Here is an 18,650-nt window from a genome sequence, read left to right as displayed (position 1 = left end):
GGTGCCGTCACGCGTCGCGGCGCCCGAGGTACCGCCGTGCGGCCGCGTCCGCGAGCGGACCGGTCAGGGCGGACACGAGCCCGACGACCGTCGCCACCACGATGCCCTCGGGCACGGTCCACGAGCGCACGACGACCGAGGCCGTGAGCGCGGCGACGGCGACGACCAGGGCGATGACGGACCAGGGAGCGCCCGCGCGGAGGAACTGCCACCGGTCCGGGTTCGCCCGCGAGAACCCGACCACGCCCGTGCGGCGTCGGGCCAGGCCGATGGACAGGACGAGTCCGATGCCGAGCGGGAGGAGGTCCCACGCGGATCGGCTCCGCACGCCGTAGACGGTGAGGGCGATGCCGAGGCCGTGCAGCGCGTGGAACCACCACGGTGAGCGCAGCCGGTCGGTCATCCGGGCGCGTGCGGCACGGACGGCTTCGCGGGCAGCGAGCGGGTCGATCGGCCCGAAGGCCCGGTTTTCGTCGATGTTTTCCATGTTGGCAACAATACTGTTTCCAACACGGAAAGCAAGAGGCACGGGTACGGCGGCCTGCGGACGCCACCGTCACGGCGGACTAGCGTCGGGCCTCCAGACGGAAGGGACGGGCATGACGGACCTGGGACCACGCGAGACGGGGGCCGGCGACGAACACGGCCCGCTGCAGAAGGCGGCCGATGCGTCGACCGGACGGCAGGAGCACGGCATCGGCGACCACGCCCACCGCGTGAAGGACACGGCGTACAGCCCCTCGAGCGACGCCGAAACGGAGGCCGCGCAGGACCTCCAGCGCGACGACGCCGACCTGGCGGAGGACGGCATCGACCCGTCGAAGGTCGTGACGGCGCCGGGGACCGGCGGCGCGGACGACGTCGGCGACGTCGAGCCCGAGGCGGGTGACATCCACCTGCCGTTCCAGGCGTCGGACAACGGCGCCGGCGACAACACGACCGGCCCTCGGTAGTCACACCGTGGCACGCACGGGCGGACGTTCGCACCGGGCCCTGGTGATCCGGAGTGTCGCATTCCTCGTCGTCCTCGTGGTCGACGGCCTCCTCGTCCTCGCCGGCTCGCCGTCGTGGTCCCCACTCGTCGCATCACCACTGCTCATCGCGGCCGCCGTGGTCGGGTTCCTGACGGACCGGCGGGACGACCGGCCGCTCGGCCCACGGTCCCCCGACCGCGACCAGCCCACGGGCCGGATCGCGCGCCAGGTGGGCCTCGCGGCGGTGGGCGTCGTCGGTGTGCTGACGGTCGCCGTGCTCGCGCTCATCGGCCACCCGGAGGTGGCGCTCGTCGTCGCGCTCCTGCTGTCCCTCCTCGCGCTGCTGTTGCTGCGGGGCGGCGTACGCGGGGCGTGACCCCGAGGTCGGACCTCTGGCGCGGTCGGTCATCGTGGCGGCCGATGGACGTCCTGCATAGCTCCCGCGCCTAGCGTGCCCCGGATGTCGGAGCCCGAACTCGCCGCAGCGCAGACCACGCCGCGCTCGCACCTGTACGAGATCGACGTGCTCCGGCTCCTCACGTTCGCGTGCGTCATCGCCGTCCACACCGTCAACTACATCGGCGGGTTCGGCGTCGTCACGGACGCGCTGCTCACCCTGCTCCACTTCACGCGTGGGGCGTTCTTCTGGCTGACCGCGTTCGTGCTCACCTACGGGCAGCTCCGTCGGCCGCGGCCGCTCCGCCGGTTCTGGCCGCGGCGGTTCCTGCTCGTCGGGCTGCCGTACGTCGTCTGGTCGGGCGTGTACGTGTTCCTGAACGCGACGATCTCGGACTCGCTCGGGGACCCGATCGCCCGGCTCGTCGACTGGGGGCAGGCGCTCCTGCGGGGCGACGCGGCGGAGCAGCTGTACTTCCTGCTCGTGACCATGCAGGTGTACCTCGTGATCCCGGCGTTCATCTGGGCCGTGCGGCGGTTCCCCGAGGCCCACCTGCTGTTCCTCTCGGTCGCGTTCCTCGTCCAGGGCGCGGTGTTCTGGGTCGCGCGGTACGAGCCCGCGACCGTCGCCTGGACGCACGGCTCCCTGACGAGTGTGTTCACGAGCTACCTGTTCTTCGTCGTGGGCGGCGTCGTCGCCGGCGCGCATGCCGACGCGGTGCTGAGGTGGGTGCGCAGGCACCGGGTCGTCCTCGCGGTCGCACTCACCGCCACCGCCGTGCTCGCCCTCGCCGTCTACGCGCTGAACCGTCACATCGGCCTCGACCTCAGCGACGCCTCGGACGAGATGCAGCCCGTGCAGCTCGTGTGGAGCACGGTCGCGACACTCGCCCTGCTGAGCGTCGGCGCCTGGTGGGCGGACCACCGCCGCCCGGGTTCGTGGGACGACCGGACGCTCGCGTGGGCGTCGGACCGGTCGTTCGGGATCTTCCTCAGCCATCCGGCGATGATCACGATCCTGCTCGCGCTCGGCATCACGGCACCGTCGAACCCCGCCGCCCTGCGCGTGCCGATCGCGTACGTCCTCGTCGTGATCGGTGCGGTCGTCACGACCGAGGTGTTCCGGTGGACGCCGCTCAGCCTGCCGCTGACGGGGCGCCCGATGGTGCGTCGCACCCGGGAGGCCCGTGCTCAGCCCGTCGGTGAGAACCGGTAGCCCATCCCCGCCTCGGTGACGAGGTACCGCGGGCTCGCCGGATCCGGCTCGAGCTTCTTCCGCAGCTGCGCCATGTACAGCCGCAGGTACCCGCTGTCGCCCCCGTGCGACGGACCCCACACCTCGGTGAGGAGCATCTCGCGGGTCATGAGTCGATCCGGGTGCGCGAGGAGGACCTCGAGCAGCCGCCACTCCGTCGGGGTGAGCCGCACGGGTGTGCCGGATCCCTCGGCCCGCGTGACCTGCTTGGCGGCGAGGTCGACCACGAGGTCGCCGATCCGGACGGTCGGGACCTCCTCGGCCGACGCTCGTCGACGGCCGAGCGCCCGGAGGCGGGCCAGGAGCTCGTCCATCTGGAACGGCTTCGTCACGTAGTCGTCCGCGCCCGCGTCGAGGGAGTCCACCTTGTCGGCGGAGTCCGTGCGTCCGGACAGCACGAGCACGGGCACCTGGGTCCACGCCCGGAGCGCCTCGAGCACCCCGAGGCCGTCGAGCCGCGGCATGCCGAGGTCGAGGAGCACGAGGTCCGGGCGCTGCGTGATGACCGCGTCGAGTGCGGCCCGACCGTCGCGTGCGGTCACGATCTCGTAGCCGCGCGCACCGAGGGTGACGGAGAGTGCCCGGACGAGCTGGGCGTCGTCGTCGGCGATGAGGATCTTCACTGCGGTCCATCCTGCCCCGTGCCGGCGATCGGCAGGCGAACGACGACCGTGAGCCCGCCACCCGGAGTGTCGTCGACGCGGATGGTGCCGCCCATGCCCTCGGTGAACCCGCGGGCGAGCGCGAGGCCGAGGCCCAGCCCGGTCGTGTTGTCCGTGTCCCCGAGCCGCTGGAACGGCAGGAACACGTCCTCACGGCGCGACGCCGGGATGCCCGGACCCGAGTCCGCGACGCGCAGCTCGACGACCGTGCCGGAGGCGGTCGCGGCCACGCGGACCCGCACGCCGTCCGGCGAGAAGCGCTGCGCGTTCGCGAGCAGGTTGACGACGACCCGTTGCAGCAGGACCGGGTCGGCACGGACGGGCGGGAGGTCGACGGGCAGGTCGAGGTCGACGTCCGTCGGGCCGAGTTCGAGCTCGTCGAGCGCGGGGGCGACGACGTCCTCGAGCGCGACCGTCTGCGGCGTGACCGCGAGCACGCCGGCCTGCACGCGGCTCACGTCGAGCAGGTCGGCCAGCAGCGCCGCGAGGGACCGCAGGCTCTCGTCGGCGGTGGCGAGCAGTTCCTCCCGGTCGGTGGCCGTCAGCGCGACGTCGGCCGCGCGGAGCCCGCCGATCGCGGCCGTGGCCGCGGCCATCGGGCGGCGCACGTCGTGCCCGACCGCGGCGAGCAGGGCGCTCCGGACCCGGTCGGCCGCCGCGATCCGCTCCGCGTCGACCGCGGCACGGGCGAGCACGCGGTGCTCGAGCGCGGCGTCGATCTGCTGCTCGACGACGGTCAGGAGGCGGCGCTCGCCCGGTCCGACCGCGCCACCCCGGAACTCCACCACGCCGCCGCCCGGGAGGCTCCGGGTCGCGTCCGGCGTGCCGCGGACCGTCCCGGACGACCCCGCCACGTCGTCGTCCTGCCGGACGAGCACGCTGTCGAACCCGAACGCCTCGCGGGTGCGGTCCACGAGCGCCGCGAGGGCGTCGTCGCCGCGGAGCACGCTCCCCGCGATGCCCGTGAGGAGGGCGGACTCCCCAGCGGCACGGCGGGCGGTGCGGGAGTGCCGCGCCGAGCGGTCCACGACCACGCTGACGAGCACGGCGCTCACCACGTACAGGACGAGGCCCGCGAGGTGCGACGGCGGCTGGACCGTGATGCGGTGGACGGGAGCGACGAAGAAGTAGTCGAGCGACAGTCCCGACAGCACCGCGGCGAGCACCGCCGGCCATGCGCCGCCGATGAGCGCGGCGACGAGCACGAGGAGCTGGTACGCCAACGCCTCGACCGTGATGTCCCCGCGGGCCCCGATCGCGACGAGCAGCCCGGTGAGCGACGGTCCGACGACGACCACCAACGCGACGGCACCGAGCACGCGGGACCGGCTGAGGCTGCCGGTCCGCCCGGTCGCGAACCGCACGGTGCGGCGGAGCACCGAGGAGTCGGGGTGGACCGCGCGATCGGCCTCGGGTCGTCGACGCTCCATGCACTCATCCTGCCGTCTGGCTGCGTGCACCGCCTGTCACCGCACGATATACTACGTATCAGAAAGGGGACACGGGCGACGACGACCCAGAGACGGCAGAAGCTCCGGGTCCGCCGAGGCGGAATACCGGAGCTTCCTTCCGTGGCCCAGGCGACATGCAGCAGAGGTCATCGAGGGCTTTCGAGAGGAACATACCACATTCCATGCCTGATCCGGACGATGCCTGGTTCCGAGGCTGGGTGAGTGAACCGAGGCTCGAACCGTACCTCCGAGCCGCGGGCCACGATGCCCGACGCGCTCGTGCGCTGTACGGATGGAACGCACGGTTGGCGTCTGCTTTCCTCCACGACCTCGCGCATCTCGAGGTCGGTCTGCGGAACGCCTTCGACCGCGCGCTCTGCGACGCGGTCCTCGATGGCGACGACTACTGGACGGACCGCCGGACGCTCCGTCAGCTGTTCCCGGTCCAGGCGCGTCCAGATCGACACACCGGTGGGATCCGAGACGCCAACGCCATCGCGCGCCGAAGGGTGGCCGAGGCGACCGCACGGGCGCGACCAGCAGACGGAAGCACCGTGCTCCCCGGCAAGATCATCGCCGAGCTGCCGTTCGGATTCTGGGCACTGATGCCCACGGACCGTCTGGAACGGGGAGTCTGGCGACCGTACCTGCACCGTGTGTACGGACCGGGAACCCACCGCGATGACGTGCGCGACGCGCTCGACGCCCTCCGGCGGTTCCGGAACCGGGTCGCCCATCACGAGTGCATCATGCAGGGCGCGGAGACCCAACGCCGTCGGCTCGTCGGGCAGGTGCGCCGGCTGTCCGAGGAGGCCGCGCGCGACCTTGCCGCGCGCAGTGAGGTCGCGCGCCTCCTGCGCGAGCGCCCGTGACGCGCGCCGGGGGCAGGTGTTAGTGGTCCGTACGGCTTCGCTCCGGGGGCGTTAGGGATCCGTGAGGACGCCCGGCCGGACTCCGCGCCGGGCGCACGATCGCTTCCGGCATCCGGATCGGGTGCGGCCCCGGCTCCGGCCTCGGCCAGCTGACAACCAGGAGTTGGTCCTCGTGTTCGACGTGTTCGTCGTCCTCGGCACGGTCGCGCTGTTCGGCGTGATCGCGCTCATCGGCAAGGGGGTGGAGCGCCTGTGATCGTCATCACCATCGCCGCGGCCGTGCTCGGCATCGCCGCCATCGGCTACCTCGTGTGGGCGCTCGTCCGCCCGGAGCAGTTCTGATGAGCGCCGCGGAGACCTGGGCGGGCATCGCGTCCGTCGCGGCACTCGTGCTGCTCCTCGTCGTCGTCCACCGCCCGCTCGGCGACCACATGGCCCGCATCTACACCCCCACGAAGCACATGCGGGTCGAGCGCGGCGTCTACCGGCTCATCGGGGTCGACCCCGACGCGGAGCAGTCGTGGCCCGCGTACCTGCGGAGCGTCCTGCTGTTCAGCGTGGTCGGCGTGTTCGCCATCTACACGCTCGAGCGTCTGCAGGCCGTGCTCCCCGCGAGCCTCGGACTCCCCGCGGTCACGCCGAGCCTGGCGTTCGACACGGCGGTCTCGTTCGTGACGAACACGAACTGGCAGTCGTACTCCCCCGAGCTCACGATGGGCTACACGGTTCAGATGGCCGGCCTGGCCGTGCAGAACTTCCTGTCGGCCGCGGTCGGCATGGCGGTCGCCGCGGCGCTCGTCCGCGGGTTCGCCCGGCGACGTACCGGGACCCTCGGCAACTTCTGGGTGGACACGGTCCGCACGGTGTGGCGTCTGCTGCTGCCGGTGTCCTTCGTGTTCGCGATCGTCCTCATCGCGGGCGGTGCGGTGCAGAACTTCCTCGACCCGACCACCGTCCACACGCTCGCGGGCGGCACGCAGACGATCGCGGGTGGCCCCGCGGCGTCGCAGGAGGCCATCAAGGAGTTCGGCACGAACGGCGGCGGGTTCTTCAACGCGAACTCCGCCCACCCGTTCGAGAACCCGCAGCCGTGGACGAACCTCCTCGAGGTGTTCCTGCTGCTGGCGATCCCGTTCAGCCTGCCGCGCACGTTCGGCACGATGGTCGGCGACCGCCGCCAGGGGTACGCCATCCTCGCCACGATGAGCGTCATCTTCCTCGTCTCGCTCTCGGCGATGTCGTCACTCGAGCTCGCCGGCGGCGGCACCGCGGCCCACCTCGCGGGTGCCGCGATGGAGGGCAAGGAGGTCCGGTTCGGCGTCATCGGGACGACGATCTTCAACACCTCCTCGACCATCACGTCCACCGGCGCCGTGGACGGCATGATCGACAGCCAGACCCCGCTCGGCGGCATGATGGCGATGATCAACATGATGCTCGGCGAGATCGCGCCGGGTGGGACCGGGTCCGGCCTGTACGGCATGCTCGTCCTCGCCGTCATCACGGTGTTCATCGCCGGCCTGCTCGTCGGCCGCACGCCCGAGTACCTCGGCAAGAAGATCCGTGCCCGCGAGATGACGTTCGCGTCCCTGTACGTGCTCGTCACACCGGCGATCGTCCTGCTCGGTGCGGGACTCTCCCTCGTGATCCCCGGCGTCGCCCAGCAGGTCGAGCACACCTCGATCTCCAACCCGGGCAACCACGGGTTCTCCGAGCTGCTCTACGCGTTCACGAGCGCCGCGAACAACAACGGGTCCGCGTTCGGCGGCATCACCGCGAACACGACGTGGATGAACTCGGCCCTCGCGGTCGCGATGGCCCTGGGCCGGTTCGTCCCGATCGTGCTCGTGCTCGCGCTCGCCGGGTCCCTCGCCCAGCAGGACCACGTGCCCGCCACCTCCGGGACGCTGCCGACGCACCGCCCGCTGTTCATCGTCCTGCTCGCCGGTGTCGCCGTGATCGTCACCGCCCTGACCTACTTCCCGGTCCTCGCACTGGGCCCCCTCGCAGAAGGACTCGTCCGATGAGCACCATCGCTCCCGACACCGAGGACACGACCGTGTCCGACCACCCCACCCGGCGGAACGCCGCGTTCGGCCCCCGGCAGCTCGCCGCCGGCCTCCCGGGCGCCGTCCGCAAGCTCGACCCCCGCATGATGTGGGGGAACCCCGTCATGTTCATCGTCGAGGTCGGCGCCGCACTGACGACGGTCACCGCGATCGTCGACCCCCTCTCGCACGAGTCGGCAACGGGCGCCGCGGCCGTCCCCGCGTCCTTCACCTGGGCGATCGCGATCTGGCTCTGGCTCACGGTCGTGTTCGCGAACCTCGCCGAGTCCGTGGCCGAGGGGCGCGGCAAGGCGCAGGCCGACGCGCTCCGGAAGACCCGCAGCACGACGACGGCCCGCCGTGTCGTCGCGTACGACCGAGCCGGGGACCCCGCTGCCCACCGGGCACAGACCGAGGAGGTCGCCAGCGTCGACCTGGCCAAGGGCGACGTCGTGCTCGTCGAGGCGAACGACGTGATCCCGGGCGACGGCGACGTCATCGACGGCATCGCCTCGGTCGACGAATCGGCCGTCACGGGCGAGTCCGCCCCCGTCATCCGCGAGTCCGGCGGCGACCGATCGGCCGTCACGGGCGGCACGCGCGTGCTGTCCGACCGGATCGTCGTGCGGATCACGTCGACGCCGGGCGAGACGTTCATCGACCGGATGATCCGGCTCGTCGAGGGCGCGGCACGGCAGAAGACCCCGAACGAGATCGCGCTCAACATCCTGCTCGCGTCGCTGTCGATCATCTTCGTCATCGTCTGCCTCACGCTCCAGCCACTCGCCGGCCTCGTCGGGTCGACCGTCAGCGTCACGGTGCTCATCGCCCTGCTCGTCTGCCTCATCCCGACGACGATCGGTGCGCTGCTCTCCGCGATCGGCATCGCCGGCATGGACCGGCTGGTCCAGCACAACGTGCTCGCGATGTCGGGCCGCGCGGTCGAGGCCGCCGGCGACATCACCACACTGCTCCTCGACAAGACCGGCACGATCACGTACGGCAACCGCCGGGCCTCCCGGTTCGTCCCGGTCGGCGCGGTGACGGAGGCCGAACTCATGGCCGCCGCCGCGCTCTCGTCGGCCGCCGACGGGACACCGGAGGGCCGGTCGATCGTCGAGCTCGCCGCCCAGGCCGGCGCCCCGACCGGCGCTCCCGCGGGCGCGGTCGAGGTCCCGTTCACTGCACAGACCCGCATGTCCGGGGTCGACCTCCGCGACGGCACGCAGGTCCGGAAGGGTGCCGCCGCCGCGGTGCTCGACTGGGCCGGGACGGCGGACAGCGCCGTCGTCGCCCAGGTCGACGCCACCGTGGCGGAGATCTCGGACCAGGGCGGGACCCCGCTCGTCGTCGCGCGCCGGGGCGCCGACGGCACCACGGCCCTCCTCGGCGTCGTCCACCTCAAGGACGTCGTCAAGGACGGCATCGCCGAGCGCTTCGCGGACATGCGCGCCATGGGCATCCGCACCGTCATGATCACGGGTGACAACCCGCGCACGGCGGCCGCGATCGCGGCCGAGGCGGGCGTCGACGACTTCCTCGCCGAGGCGACGCCCGAGGACAAGCTGCGGCTCATCAAGCAGGAGCAGGAGGGCGGCAACCTCGTCGCGATGACCGGTGACGGCACGAACGACGCCCCGGCGCTCGCCCAGGCCGACGTCGGCGTCGCGATGAACACGGGCACGACCGCGGCCAAGGAGGCCGGCAACATGGTCGACCTCGACTCGGACCCGACCAAGCTCATCGACGTCGTGCGGATCGGCAAGCAGTTGCTCATCACCCGCGGGGCGCTCACCACGTTCTCGATCGCGAACGACGTGGCGAAGTACTTCGCGATCATCCCCGCGATGTTCCAGGTGGCGTTCCCCGGCCTGGCGGTGCTCAACGTCATGCACCTGCACAGCCCGGCGTCGGCGATCCTCAGCGCGGTCGTGTTCAACGCGCTCGTCATCGTCGCGCTCATCCCTCTGTCGCTCCGCGGCGTCACGTACCGGGCGGCGTCCGCGTCGAGCATCCTCGGCCGGAACCTGCTCGTCTACGGCCTCGGGGGCGTCATCGTGCCGTTCATCGGCATCAAGATCATCGACCTCATCGTCGGTCTCATCCCGGGCTTCTGAGCCCGGCAACGAGGAGTTCCACACCATGGCATCGACACGCACCACACTCCGCACGGCGGGCGTCGCCCTCCGTCTCACCGTCCTCAGCACGATCGTCCTCGGCGTCGGGTACCCGCTCGCCGTCTGGGGCGTCGGGCAGGTCGCGTTCCCGCACCAGGCGAACGGCTCGATGGTCCGGGACTCGTCCGGCCACGTCGTCGGCTCGTCGCGCATCGGCCAGTCGTTCACGACGCGGAAGGGCGCCACGATCGACCGTTGGTTCCGGTCGCGCCCCTCGGCGGCCGGCAACGGGTACGACGCCAACGCGTCCTCCGGCTCGAACCTCGGCCCGGACAACCCCGACCTCGTCACGGCCGTCCGGGAGCGCCGCGCCGCCATCGCGAAGGCCGACGGCGTGCCCGTCTCCGCCGTGCCGGCCGACGCCGTCACCGCGTCCGGCTCGGGCCTCGACCCCGACATCAGCCCGGCGTCCGCGCTCGAGCAGGTCGACCGCGTCGCCCACGCCCGCGGCCTGTCCACGACGCGGGTCCGGCAGCTCGTCGAGGACCACACCGCCGGACGCCAGCTCGGGTTCCTCGGTGACCCGACGGTGGACGTGCTCGAGCTCAACCTCGCGCTCGCCGACCTGCGCTGAGGACGACGAGCATGCAGCGGGGACGCCTCCGGGTCCTGCTCGGCGCCGCCCCGGGCGTCGGCAAGACCTACACCATGCTCGAGGAGGGCCGCCGCCTCCGCGACGAGGGCCGTGACGTCGTCGTGGCCGTGGTGGAGACCCACGGCCGCGCGGCGACCGCGGCCCTCGTCGCGGGGCTCGAGCTGGTCCCGCGGCGCACCGTCCTGCACCGCGGCGTCCGGCTCGACGACATGGACCTGGAGGCCGTGCTCGCCCGCCGCCCGGACGTCGCGCTCGTCGACGAACTCGCCCACACCAACGCCCCCGGCAGCCCGCACGACAAGCGCTGGCAGGACGTCGAGGCGATCCTCGCCGCCGGGATCGACGTGATCTCGACGGTGAACGTGCAGCACATGCAGTCGCTGTCGACCGTCGTGCAGGAGATCACGGGCACGGTGCAGCGCGAGACCGTCCCCGACGCGGTCGTCCGGGCCGCCGACCAGATCGAGGTCGTCGACCTCTCGCCCCAGGCCCTGCGAGACCGGCTCTCCGACGGGCTGGTCTACCCCGCGGCTCGGATCGACGCCGCGCTGTCCAACTACTTCCGGCTCGGGAACCTGACGGCGCTCCGCGAGCTCGCGCTCCTCTGGCTCGCCGACGAGGTCGACGACGCCCTGAAGAAGTACCGCGCCGAGCACGGCATCCAGCACAAGTGGGAGGCCCGGGATCGCGTCCTGGTCGCACTCACCGGCGGTCCCGAGGGCGAGACCCTGCTCCGCCGCGGGGCACGGATCGCCGCCCGGTCCGCCGGCGGCGAGCTCGCCGCCGTGCACGTCACCACGAGCGACGGCCTCCGCGAGCGCCATCCGGGTGCGCTCGGTCGCCAGCGGGCACTCGTCGAGCAGCTCGGCGGCACCTACCACCAGGTCGTCGGGGACGACGTCCCGACCACGCTCGTGCGGTTCGCCCGATCCGTCGACGCGACCCAGATCGTGATCGGGGTGAGCCGTCGGTCGCGGGTGCTCGCCGCGCTGACCGGTCCGGGCATCGGCACGACCATCGTGCGCGAGTCCGGTGACATCGACGTCCACATCGTGACGCACAGCGCCGCCGGGGGCCGCCTCGCACTCCCCCGACTGGGCGGCAGTCTGTCGCGCTCCCGGGTCGTGGCCGCGTTCCTCCTGGCCCTCGCGATCGGGCCGCTCCTGACGTTCGTGCTGTCCTCCGTGGGCGACCGCGACGCGATCACGGTCGAGGTGCTCGCCTACCAGATGCTCGTGCTCGTCGTCGCGCTCGTCGGCGGGATGTGGCCGGCCGTGTTCGCCGCGGTGCTGTCGGGGCTGTCCCTCGACTTCTTCTTCGTGCAACCCCTGTACACGGTGACCGTGCAGCGGCCCTGGCACCTCGCGGCCCTCATCCTCTACGTGGCGAGCGCCGTCGCGGTGAGCTGGGTCGTGGACCGGTCCGCGCGACGATCGCGCGCCGCCCGCCGTGCCGCCGCCGAGTCCGCGCTCCTGGTCGGGATCGCCGGCAGCGTCCTGCGCGGGGACGACGCCCTGCAGGCACTCGTCGACCGAGCGCGTGAGGCGTTCGGGTTCGACGGTGTGCTCGTCCGGCAGGGTGAGGACGTCGTCGCCGAGGCCGGCGCCGTGCGTGGTGCGCCGAGCGCGACCACGCGCCTCCAGTCCGGCGGCACGGTCGAGTTCCACGGTTCCGCCGACCCGGGCGGACAGCGGTTGCTCCGCGTCGTCGAGCGGCAGATCGACGTGGCGCTCGACCACCGCACCCTGGCGCGGACGGCGGGCGAGGCGGAGCGGATCGCGGCGGCGGACCGGGTGCGCAGCGCCATCCTCGCCGCCGTCGGGCACGACGTGCGTCGGCCGCTGGCCGCCGCGTCGGCCGCGATCCAAGGTCTCCGCGCGCAGGACGTCACCCTGTCCGACCACGACCGGGAGGTCCTCCTCACCACCGCCGACGAGAGCCTGCGGACCCTCGGGTCACTGCTCGCGGACCTGCTCGACGTCTCGCGGGTCCAGGCGGGCGCGCTCGCCGTGGCGACCGCACCGATCGGCGTCGACACCGTCGTCGCTCCGGCGCTCGACGAGCTCGAGCTCGGCCCGGGCGCCGTCGACCTCGACCTGCCCGCCGAGCTCCCGCCGGTCCGTGCCGACGCGGTGCTGCTGCAGCGGGTCGTCGTGAACCTGCTCGCGAACGCCGAGCGCTACGCCCCCGCGGGGACCCGCGTCCGCGTGGCGGCGAGCGCCTTCGCCGGCATGGTCGAGCTGCGCATCGCGGACCAGGGCCCGGGCATCCCACCGGAGCGTCGGGACGACGTGTTCATGCCGTTCCAGCGACTCGGGGACACGGACAACGACACGGGGCTCGGCCTCGGACTGGCGCTCGCCCGCGGGTTCATCGAGGCGATGGACGGGTCGGTCGAGGTGGACGACACCCCGGGCGGCGGCCTGACCGTCGTCGTGCGGCTCCCCATCGCGGGACACCTCGGCGTCGGAACCGTCACCACGCACACGCACGGCACGGCGACGAGCACGTGACGGGCCCGCACCGCGCCTCCCGGTCGCTGGCGCACGAAGCGGGCCGAGGGAGGAAGATCGGAGCGTGAAGACACTGGAGTTGCCACAGACCGACCTGACCGCGTCCGACATCGTGCTCGGACTCATGCGGATCACCGACATGTCCGACGAGGAGATCCGCACCCTCGTCGGCACCGCCCGGGACGCCGGGATCACGATGTTCGACCACGCGGCCGTGTACGGCGGCGCGATGCACCACTGCGAGCGCCGGTTCGGCGAGGCGCTCGGACTCTCGTCCTCCGAGCGGGACGAGATCGTCATCCAGACCAAGGTCGGGATCCGCGACGGGTACTTCGACTTCTCGAAGGAGCACATCCTCGAGTCGGTCGACGGCTCGCTCGAGGCCCTGCACACCGATCACATCGACGTCCTGCTCCTGCACCGGCCCGACGCACTCGTCGAGCCCGACGAGGTCGCCGCGGCGTTCGACGAGCTCCACGCGGCGGGCAAGGTGAAGCACTTCGGTGTCTCGAACCACACGCCCGGTCAGGTCGAGCTCCTCAAGCGCTCGGTCCGGCAGCCGCTCGCGTTCAACCAGGTGCAGCTGAGCATCACGCACGCGAACCTCGTCGCGCAGGGCGTCGCCGCGAACATGGCCGGGCTCGAGCAGTCGGTCGACCGTGACAACGGCATCCTCGACTACTCGCGCCTCAACGACATCACCCTGCAGGCGTGGTCGCCGTTCCAGAAGGGGTTCTTCGACGGCGTGTTCCTGGGCGACCGCGAGCAGTACGGGGAGCTCAACGACGTCATCGACGAGCTCGCCGACACGTACGACTGCACCCCGACCGGCATCGCCGTGGCCTGGATCACCCGCCACCCGGCGCAGATGCAGGTCGTCCTCGGCACGACGAACCCGCAGCGTGTGCGGGACTCGGCCGCCGGGTCGGACGTCCGGCTGTCGCGGCCGGACTGGTATCGGCTGTTCACCGCCGCGGGGCACCTGGTCCCGTAGCGGGGCGCTCGACGTCGCACCGCGTTCGTCCCATTGCACCGCGCGATCCCGCGGTGCAACCGGAACCGCGCGGTGCGACGTCCGCGGAGGTCGTCAGCGCCCGATGGCGTCGAGCTCCTCGAGCGCGTCCGCGGGCAACGCGATGCCCGCGCCCTCGACGTTCTCGTGCAGGTGCTGCACCGACTTCGTGCCCGGGATGAGCAGCATCACCGGCGAGCGCTGCAGCAGCCAGGCGAGCGCGATCTGGAGGGGCGACGCACCCAGGCGCGCCGCCACCCGTCCCAGCGTGTCCGACTGGAGCGGGTTGAAGCCGCCGAGCGGGAAGAACGGCGTGAACCCGATGCCGAGCTCCGCGCAGCGGTCGACGAGCGCGTCGTCGTCGCGGTGCGCGAGGTTGTAGTGGTTCTGCACGGTGACGAACGGGGCGATGCTCCGGGCCTCCTCGAACTGCGTCATCGTCACGTTGCTGATGCCGAGGTGCCGGATGCGGCCCTCCTGCTGGAGTTCGACGAGCGCTTCGTACGGCTCGGCGATCGAGCCCTCCTCGGCACCGAACGCCCCGCCGACGCGGAGGTTCACGACGTCCATGGCCTCGACGCCGAGGTGCTCGAGGTTCTCGTCGATCGCCTCACGCAGGTCCTCGCGGCCGAGCGCCGAGGGCCAGTCGCCGTCGGCCGTCCGCCGCGCGCCGACCTTCGTGACGATGTGCAGTCCCTCGGGGTACGGGTGCAGGGTCTCGCGGATGAGCTCGTTGACCGTGAACGGGCCGTAGTAGTCGCTCGTGTCGATGTGGGTGATGCCGAGCTCGATCACGGCGCGGAGGACCTCCTCGGCGCCCTGGCGGTCCTCGGGCGGACCCATCACCCCGGGTCCCGCGAGCTGCATCGCGCCGTAGCCGAAGCGGGTCACGGTGAGGTCGTCGGCGAGGGTCAGGGTTCCACCGGGGAGCGTCGTCATGCCGTCGATGGAACTCCCGGCGCCTGGGCCGACACCCAACCGCCCCGGTCCCCCGTTCCGAACACCCTGCACAGCGACACGCAGCGATCGGCGAGAGGGAAGAGGTGGTCGACGTGGCTCCGACACCGTTCTGGACCGTGGCCTACACCGAGTCCGGCAGCACCGAGGTCGCGGTGGCCGTGCTCGGTGCGTGCGACCGTGATGACGCCGTGCGGCGCGCGCTCGACGTGCTCGGCGTCGGGGTCACCGTCGTCTGGGTCGAGCCGCGGCACGACGCCGTCGTGGCGGCCTGACCGCCCCGCCGAGGGCGTCACCGGCAGGCCCGCGGCCTGACCGCCCCGGTCGGCAGCGTCAGCCGAACAGGCGCCGGGAGGCGATCGCCGCGCCCTCGACGAGTGCGCCGAGCTTGGCCCACGCGACGTCGGTCGCCACGAACTCGTAGCTCGCGAAGGTGGCGAGCCCGCAGTCGGTCCCCGCGATGACGCGTGCCGGGTCGCCCACGGCCTCGGCGGCCTCGACGATCCGGTTCGCCACGACCTGCGGGTGCTCGAGGTAGTTGGTCGTGACGTCGATGACGCCCGGGATGAGCAGGGCACCGTCGGGCAGCGGGTGCTGCCGGAAGGCGGGGAGTTCGTGCTGGTGGGCGGGGTTCCCGAACGGGATGCTGAACGCCCCGACCTCGGCCCGGTAGAGGTGCTCGAGCAGCTCGTCGACGGGGACGTCGTCCTGGTGCGGGCCCTGCCAGTTGCCCCAACAGACGTGGAGTCGCACGCGGTCCTTCGGGATGTTCCGCAGTGCCCGGTTGATCGCCTCGACGTGCAGGTCGACGGCGGCCAGGAACTCGTCGAGCGTCGCGTCGCCGAAGTGGATGACCCGCTCCATGGCGAGGTCCGGGGCGTCGAGCTGCAGCGTGTGCCCGCGTGCCACGATCTCCTCGTACTCGACGCGGAGCTCCTCGGCGAGCGCGAACACGTACTCGCGGTGGTCGCCGTAGTGGGGGTTCTCCTCGTCGAGGAGCAGGGTCGTCGCGACGATGCCCGGGGTCGCGGCGGACACGAACGTGCCCGCGGGACGACGCCCGGCCTCGGCGTTCCGCGCCAGCTCCCGTTCGAACGCGTCGAGGTCGGACCGGACCCCGGCACGCTCCTCGTCGTAGTGGAGCAGTCCCTGCGCCAGCGGGGTGTCCCAGACCCGGGCGAACTCGGCGCCCTCGTCGATCTGCCGTGCCTGGAAGGCGGCGTACTCCGGGAACTTGATCGAGTCCAGCGTGGGCTTGCGGTGGCCGACCCCGCCGAACCCGTCGATGCGGTCGCGGATGTAGGTCGAGAACCCGACGCGGGGGACCTCACCGTCGTTGACGACGTCGAGACCCGTGGTGAGCTGCTGTTCGACGGTGCGTGCGAGTACGCGGTCGGTCTCCGCACGGAGCGCGTCGACGTCGATGTCGTGACCCTGATCGCGTGCCACGAGCAACCGGGTGAGCTCGGGGGAACGCGGCAGGCTCCCGGTGTGCGTGGTGAGGATGCGGTTGGTCATGCGTCGATCCTGCCGCACCCCCGGGACCCCCGACGACCGACCGTCACCGAGGGCAACACCGCGGGCCGGCGCCAGCCCGACGACCGGGTTCGCCGGTGTCAGTCCCCGAGCTGGTCGTCGCGTTCCTCGTCGCGGAGGTCGTCCTGCAGCTCCTCCTCGGTGAGGCCGCGGCCCACGACCGGCGTGCGGAACACGCTCGGGGCCGCGGGGTCCTCGTCCTCGAAGTCCGCGTCGTCGAAGTCGACGCCCTCGGGCAGACCGCCCTCGGGCCCGTCGCCGCCGGGCAGACCGCCCTCGGGATCGCCACCGCCGGGTGTCAGGGGTTCCATCATCGACATGTTCCGAACATGCTCCTCGGACGGCCCGCCGCGCCCGGGCCGCGCCGGGCCGTCACCCGCTGTTCACTCGAGCTCGGGTCAGTGGTCCGGGAGGCGCGGCCGACGGCACCGCCGTCCCACCGAGGGAGCACGCTGGGTGCACACCACCCAGCGACTCCCCGAGGAAGAGGAACGCCATGCCCGTCCTGGACCGTTTCGACATGACCGGACGGACCGCCGTCGTCACCGGTTCGACCCGCGGGCTCGGCAGGGCCTTCGCCACGGCCCTCGCGGAGGCCGGGGCGAACGTCGTGGTCGTCGGGCGGGACGCGGACGCTGCCGCGACCGTCGAGGCCGAACTCGGCGCGCTCGGTGCCGACGTCCTGACCGTCCTCGCGGACGTGACCCGCCGCGATGACGTCGAGCGGCTCCTCGCCGCCGCGGTCGACCGGTTCGGGCGGGTCGACGTCCTCGTCAACAACGCGGGCGCCTGCATCCACAAGCCTGCCCTCGACGTGACCGACGAGGAGTGGCACGAGGTCATGAGCGTCAACGTCGACGGGCTCTGGATCGCGAGCCAGGTCTTCGGGCGGCACATGATCGAGCGGGGTGGTGGATCGATCGTCAACGTCGGATCGATGTCGGGCGCGATCGTCAACCGCCCGCAGTGGCAGCCCGCCTACAACGCCTCGAAGGCGGCCGTCCACCACCTCACGCGGAGCCTCGCTGCCGAGTGGGCGCCGATGCACGTCCGCGTGAACGCCATCGCGCCCGGGTACATGCGGACGGACATGGCGCCGGTCGACGCCCCCGAGTTCCACCGCCACTGGATCGAGGACACGCCGCAGCAGCGCGCCGGGGAGCCCGACGAGCTGGGGCCGGCGATGGTGTTCCTGGCGAGCGACGCCTCGAGCTTCGTGACCGGGTCGGTGCTGACGATCGACGGCGGCTACACCGTGTTCTGACCGCCGCCGCGGGGCCCACGGGACAGCGCCGTCAGGCGCGGTGGACGTCCGCCGTCCGCGCGCCTCGGGCACGCCCGCGCGGTCCGTCGTGATGGACGAGCACCGGGCACGTGGCGTACTCCGCGCACGCCGAGCTGACCGAACCGAGCAGGAGTCCGGCGAAGCCACCGTGACCACGGCTGCCGACCACGAGCATGACCGCGTCCTCGCTCGCCTCGATGAGCGAGCGCGCCGGGGGGCCGTTCACCACCTTCGTCCGGAACCAGCTCGGCTGGCCGTCCGGGAACACGTCGGCGCAGGCGTCATGGAGGACCGCGCGGACGTCCTCCTCGGGTGACCAATCGGTGAGTACAGCAGCTCCGTAGCCGGCCTGGGGGGTTTGCCAGGTCCCGACCGCGACGAGCTTCGTGTGCAGGGACCGCGCGAGGTCCGCCGCGTAGCGGAAGGCCTCCCTGGACTGCGGCGACCCGTCGACGCCGACGACGATGTCACCCGTGTGCTGAAGTTCGTGATCGCTCATGTGACCAGGTTCCGGCCCCGTCGTAGCGCGGACCAGGGACCGTAGTCCCGGATCGATCACCGCGCCAGCAGTGGTAGCCCGCGTACAACGCGTCGAAGGCAGGCCGTCCATCACCGCGGCTACCCCGTGTTCTGACCGCCGCGCGCGCCACGAGCGAGACGAGCGTTGGCCTGCCGGGCCGCAGCGGTCATCCGTTCCAGGAACGCGATGACCGTCGCCAGCTCGGGGTCCGGCGTCTCACGGAGCCACCCCGCGATCTGCGCACCCGAGAAGGCGAGGAACGCGCGGGCCTGTTCCCGGGCCTCCCGGACGGGTCGCAGCGTGACGCGTCGACGGTCGCTGCCCTCGCGTGACCCCACGATGTGCCCGGCGGCCTCGAGACGGTTGAGCAGCACGGTCGTCGCGCCGGAGGTCATGC

Annotated in this window: 20 protein-coding genes; 12 read left to right on the top strand and 8 right to left on the bottom strand. The window is 72.2% G+C overall.

Features of this window, described 5'->3' with window-relative positions; genetic code table 11:
• Positions 1-7: 7 nt before the first annotated feature.
• Entirely contained in the window at positions 8-487 is a 480-nt protein-coding gene (locus DEI81_RS10055; protein WP_111010589.1) for a hypothetical protein, read from the bottom strand.
• Positions 488-599: 112 nt separating this feature from the next.
• Here DEI81_RS10055 and DEI81_RS10050 point away from each other — a divergent pair, with 112 nt between their 5' ends.
• The 3 genes from DEI81_RS10050 to DEI81_RS10040 all read left to right on the top strand — a co-directional run bounded on the left by DEI81_RS10050 (position 600) and on the right by DEI81_RS10040 (position 2,586).
• Complete coding sequence (locus DEI81_RS10050) at positions 600-953, top strand: hypothetical protein (RefSeq protein WP_111010588.1); 354 nt, start codon at positions 600-602, stop codon at positions 951-953.
• 43 nt (positions 954-996) lie between these two features.
• Positions 997-1,350: a hypothetical protein gene (locus DEI81_RS10045; protein ID WP_111120041.1), complete on the top strand. Its 354-nt coding sequence runs from the start codon at positions 997-999 to the stop codon at positions 1,348-1,350.
• A gap of 84 nt (positions 1,351-1,434) precedes the next feature.
• The gene (locus tag DEI81_RS10040) at positions 1,435-2,586 is read left to right on the top strand and encodes an acyltransferase (RefSeq protein ID WP_111010586.1); all 1,152 of its coding nucleotides are present in this window, start codon (positions 1,435-1,437) and stop codon (positions 2,584-2,586) included.
• On the opposite strand, the gene DEI81_RS10035 is transcribed toward DEI81_RS10040, so the two are convergent.
• Together DEI81_RS10035 and DEI81_RS10030 are read right to left on the bottom strand one after the other, a co-directional pair.
• The gene (locus DEI81_RS10035; protein WP_111010585.1) at positions 2,562-3,248 is read right to left on the bottom strand and encodes a response regulator; all 687 of its coding nucleotides are present in this window, start codon (positions 3,246-3,248) and stop codon (positions 2,562-2,564) included. The two genes, DEI81_RS10040 and DEI81_RS10035, sit on opposite strands and share 25 nt — an antisense overlap.
• Positions 3,245-4,717, bottom strand: coding sequence for an ATP-binding protein (locus DEI81_RS10030; protein ID WP_111010584.1), 1,473 nt, complete (start codon positions 4,715-4,717; stop codon positions 3,245-3,247). Before DEI81_RS10030 ends, DEI81_RS10035 begins: the two co-directional genes overlap by 4 nt.
• A 239-nt stretch (positions 4,718-4,956) precedes the next feature.
• Here DEI81_RS10030 and DEI81_RS10025 point away from each other — a divergent pair, with 239 nt between their 5' ends.
• The 7 genes from DEI81_RS10025 (at position 4,957) to DEI81_RS09990 (ending at position 13,937) form a co-directional block, all read left to right on the top strand.
• Positions 4,957-5,610: an Abi family protein gene (locus DEI81_RS10025; RefSeq protein ID WP_181435378.1), complete on the top strand. Its 654-nt coding sequence runs from the start codon at positions 4,957-4,959 to the stop codon at positions 5,608-5,610.
• A gap of 252 nt (positions 5,611-5,862) precedes the next feature.
• The gene (locus tag DEI81_RS10015; RefSeq protein WP_111010581.1) at positions 5,863-5,952 is read left to right on the top strand and encodes a potassium-transporting ATPase subunit F; all 90 of its coding nucleotides are present in this window, start codon (positions 5,863-5,865) and stop codon (positions 5,950-5,952) included.
• Complete coding sequence (gene kdpA, locus DEI81_RS10010; protein ID WP_111010580.1) at positions 5,952-7,637, top strand: potassium-transporting ATPase subunit KdpA; 1,686 nt, start codon at positions 5,952-5,954, stop codon at positions 7,635-7,637. The genes DEI81_RS10015 and kdpA overlap by 1 nt, the downstream gene beginning before the upstream one ends.
• Complete coding sequence (gene kdpB / locus DEI81_RS10005) at positions 7,634-9,775, top strand: potassium-transporting ATPase subunit KdpB (RefSeq protein WP_111010579.1); 2,142 nt, start codon at positions 7,634-7,636, stop codon at positions 9,773-9,775. The genes kdpA and kdpB overlap by 4 nt, the downstream gene beginning before the upstream one ends.
• A gap of 25 nt (positions 9,776-9,800) precedes the next feature.
• Positions 9,801-10,409, top strand: a complete 609-nt coding sequence (gene kdpC, locus DEI81_RS10000; protein WP_111010578.1) for a K(+)-transporting ATPase subunit C — start codon at positions 9,801-9,803, stop codon at positions 10,407-10,409.
• A gap of 11 nt (positions 10,410-10,420) precedes the next feature.
• Positions 10,421-12,943, top strand: a complete 2,523-nt coding sequence (locus DEI81_RS09995; protein ID WP_111010577.1) for an ATP-binding protein — start codon at positions 10,421-10,423, stop codon at positions 12,941-12,943.
• A gap of 64 nt (positions 12,944-13,007) precedes the next feature.
• Positions 13,008-13,937: an aldo/keto reductase family oxidoreductase gene (locus DEI81_RS09990; protein WP_181435377.1), complete on the top strand. Its 930-nt coding sequence runs from the start codon at positions 13,008-13,010 to the stop codon at positions 13,935-13,937.
• Positions 13,938-14,030: 93 nt separating this feature from the next.
• Here DEI81_RS09990 and DEI81_RS09985 read toward each other — a convergent pair whose 3' ends face one another.
• Positions 14,031-14,894: an oxidoreductase gene (locus DEI81_RS09985; RefSeq protein ID WP_111010576.1), complete on the bottom strand. Its 864-nt coding sequence runs from the start codon at positions 14,892-14,894 to the stop codon at positions 14,031-14,033.
• A 113-nt stretch (positions 14,895-15,007) separates the two neighbouring features.
• Here DEI81_RS09985 and DEI81_RS09980 point away from each other — a divergent pair, with 113 nt between their 5' ends.
• Positions 15,008-15,187 carry a hypothetical protein gene (locus tag DEI81_RS09980; RefSeq protein ID WP_146244071.1) on the top strand — a complete coding sequence of 60 codons (180 nt, stop codon included), beginning with the start codon at positions 15,008-15,010 and terminating at the stop codon, positions 15,185-15,187.
• A 58-nt stretch (positions 15,188-15,245) separates the two neighbouring features.
• Here DEI81_RS09980 and DEI81_RS09975 read toward each other — a convergent pair whose 3' ends face one another.
• Together DEI81_RS09975 and DEI81_RS09970 are read right to left on the bottom strand one after the other, a co-directional pair.
• Positions 15,246-16,430: a methionine synthase gene (locus DEI81_RS09975; RefSeq protein WP_111010574.1), complete on the bottom strand. Its 1,185-nt coding sequence runs from the start codon at positions 16,428-16,430 to the stop codon at positions 15,246-15,248.
• A 98-nt stretch (positions 16,431-16,528) separates the two neighbouring features.
• Positions 16,529-16,768 carry a hypothetical protein gene (locus tag DEI81_RS09970; protein ID WP_111010573.1) on the bottom strand — a complete coding sequence of 80 codons (240 nt, stop codon included), beginning with the start codon at positions 16,766-16,768 and terminating at the stop codon, positions 16,529-16,531.
• Between the two features lie 200 nt (positions 16,769-16,968).
• On the opposite strand from DEI81_RS09970, the gene DEI81_RS09965 reads away from it, so the two are divergent.
• On the top strand, positions 16,969-17,712 hold the full coding sequence (locus tag DEI81_RS09965; protein ID WP_258368620.1) for an SDR family NAD(P)-dependent oxidoreductase: 744 nt from the start codon (positions 16,969-16,971) through the stop codon (positions 17,710-17,712).
• A gap of 31 nt (positions 17,713-17,743) precedes the next feature.
• On the opposite strand, the gene DEI81_RS09960 is transcribed toward DEI81_RS09965, so the two are convergent.
• Together DEI81_RS09960 and DEI81_RS16225 are read right to left on the bottom strand one after the other, a co-directional pair.
• Positions 17,744-18,232, bottom strand: a complete 489-nt coding sequence (locus DEI81_RS09960) for a universal stress protein (RefSeq protein WP_111010571.1) — start codon at positions 18,230-18,232, stop codon at positions 17,744-17,746.
• A 119-nt stretch (positions 18,233-18,351) separates the two neighbouring features.
• On the bottom strand, positions 18,352-18,648 hold the full coding sequence (locus tag DEI81_RS16225; RefSeq protein ID WP_181435386.1) for a MarR family winged helix-turn-helix transcriptional regulator: 297 nt from the start codon (positions 18,646-18,648) through the stop codon (positions 18,352-18,354).
• Positions 18,649-18,650 lie beyond the last annotated feature (2 nt).

This window comes from Curtobacterium sp. MCBD17_013 (assembly GCF_003234565.1).
Taxonomy (GTDB): Bacteria; Actinomycetota; Actinomycetes; order Actinomycetales; family Microbacteriaceae; genus Curtobacterium.
This window is presented reverse-complemented; position numbering and strand designations above follow the sequence as displayed.

Excerpts from the sequence above, each read along its gene's own strand:
- DEI81_RS10055 (WP_111010589.1), bottom strand. The coding sequence starts at position 487 with ATGGAAAACATCGACGAAAACCGGGCCTTCGGGCCGATCGACCCGCTC.
- DEI81_RS10050 (WP_111010588.1), top strand. The coding sequence starts at position 600 with ATGACGGACCTGGGACCACGCGAGACGGGGGCCGGCGACGAACACGGC.
- DEI81_RS10040 (WP_111010586.1), top strand. The coding sequence starts at position 1,435 with ATGTCGGAGCCCGAACTCGCCGCAGCGCAGACCACGCCGCGCTCGCAC.
- DEI81_RS10030 (WP_111010584.1), bottom strand. The coding sequence starts at position 4,717 with ATGGAGCGTCGACGACCCGAGGCCGATCGCGCGGTCCACCCCGACTCC.
- kdpA (WP_111010580.1), top strand. The coding sequence starts at position 5,952 with ATGAGCGCCGCGGAGACCTGGGCGGGCATCGCGTCCGTCGCGGCACTC.
- kdpB (WP_111010579.1), top strand. The coding sequence starts at position 7,634 with ATGAGCACCATCGCTCCCGACACCGAGGACACGACCGTGTCCGACCAC.
- kdpC (WP_111010578.1), top strand. The coding sequence starts at position 9,801 with ATGGCATCGACACGCACCACACTCCGCACGGCGGGCGTCGCCCTCCGT.
- DEI81_RS09995 (WP_111010577.1), top strand. The coding sequence starts at position 10,421 with ATGCAGCGGGGACGCCTCCGGGTCCTGCTCGGCGCCGCCCCGGGCGTC.
- DEI81_RS09985 (WP_111010576.1), bottom strand. The coding sequence starts at position 14,894 with ATGACGACGCTCCCCGGTGGAACCCTGACCCTCGCCGACGACCTCACC.
- DEI81_RS09975 (WP_111010574.1), bottom strand. The coding sequence starts at position 16,430 with ATGACCAACCGCATCCTCACCACGCACACCGGGAGCCTGCCGCGTTCC.
- DEI81_RS09970 (WP_111010573.1), bottom strand. The coding sequence starts at position 16,768 with ATGTCGATGATGGAACCCCTGACACCCGGCGGTGGCGATCCCGAGGGC.
- DEI81_RS09965 (WP_258368620.1), top strand. The coding sequence starts at position 16,969 with ATGACCGGACGGACCGCCGTCGTCACCGGTTCGACCCGCGGGCTCGGC.
- DEI81_RS09960 (WP_111010571.1), bottom strand. The coding sequence starts at position 18,232 with ATGAGCGATCACGAACTTCAGCACACGGGTGACATCGTCGTCGGCGTC.
- DEI81_RS16225 (WP_181435386.1), bottom strand. The coding sequence starts at position 18,648 with ATGACCTCCGGCGCGACGACCGTGCTGCTCAACCGTCTCGAGGCCGCC.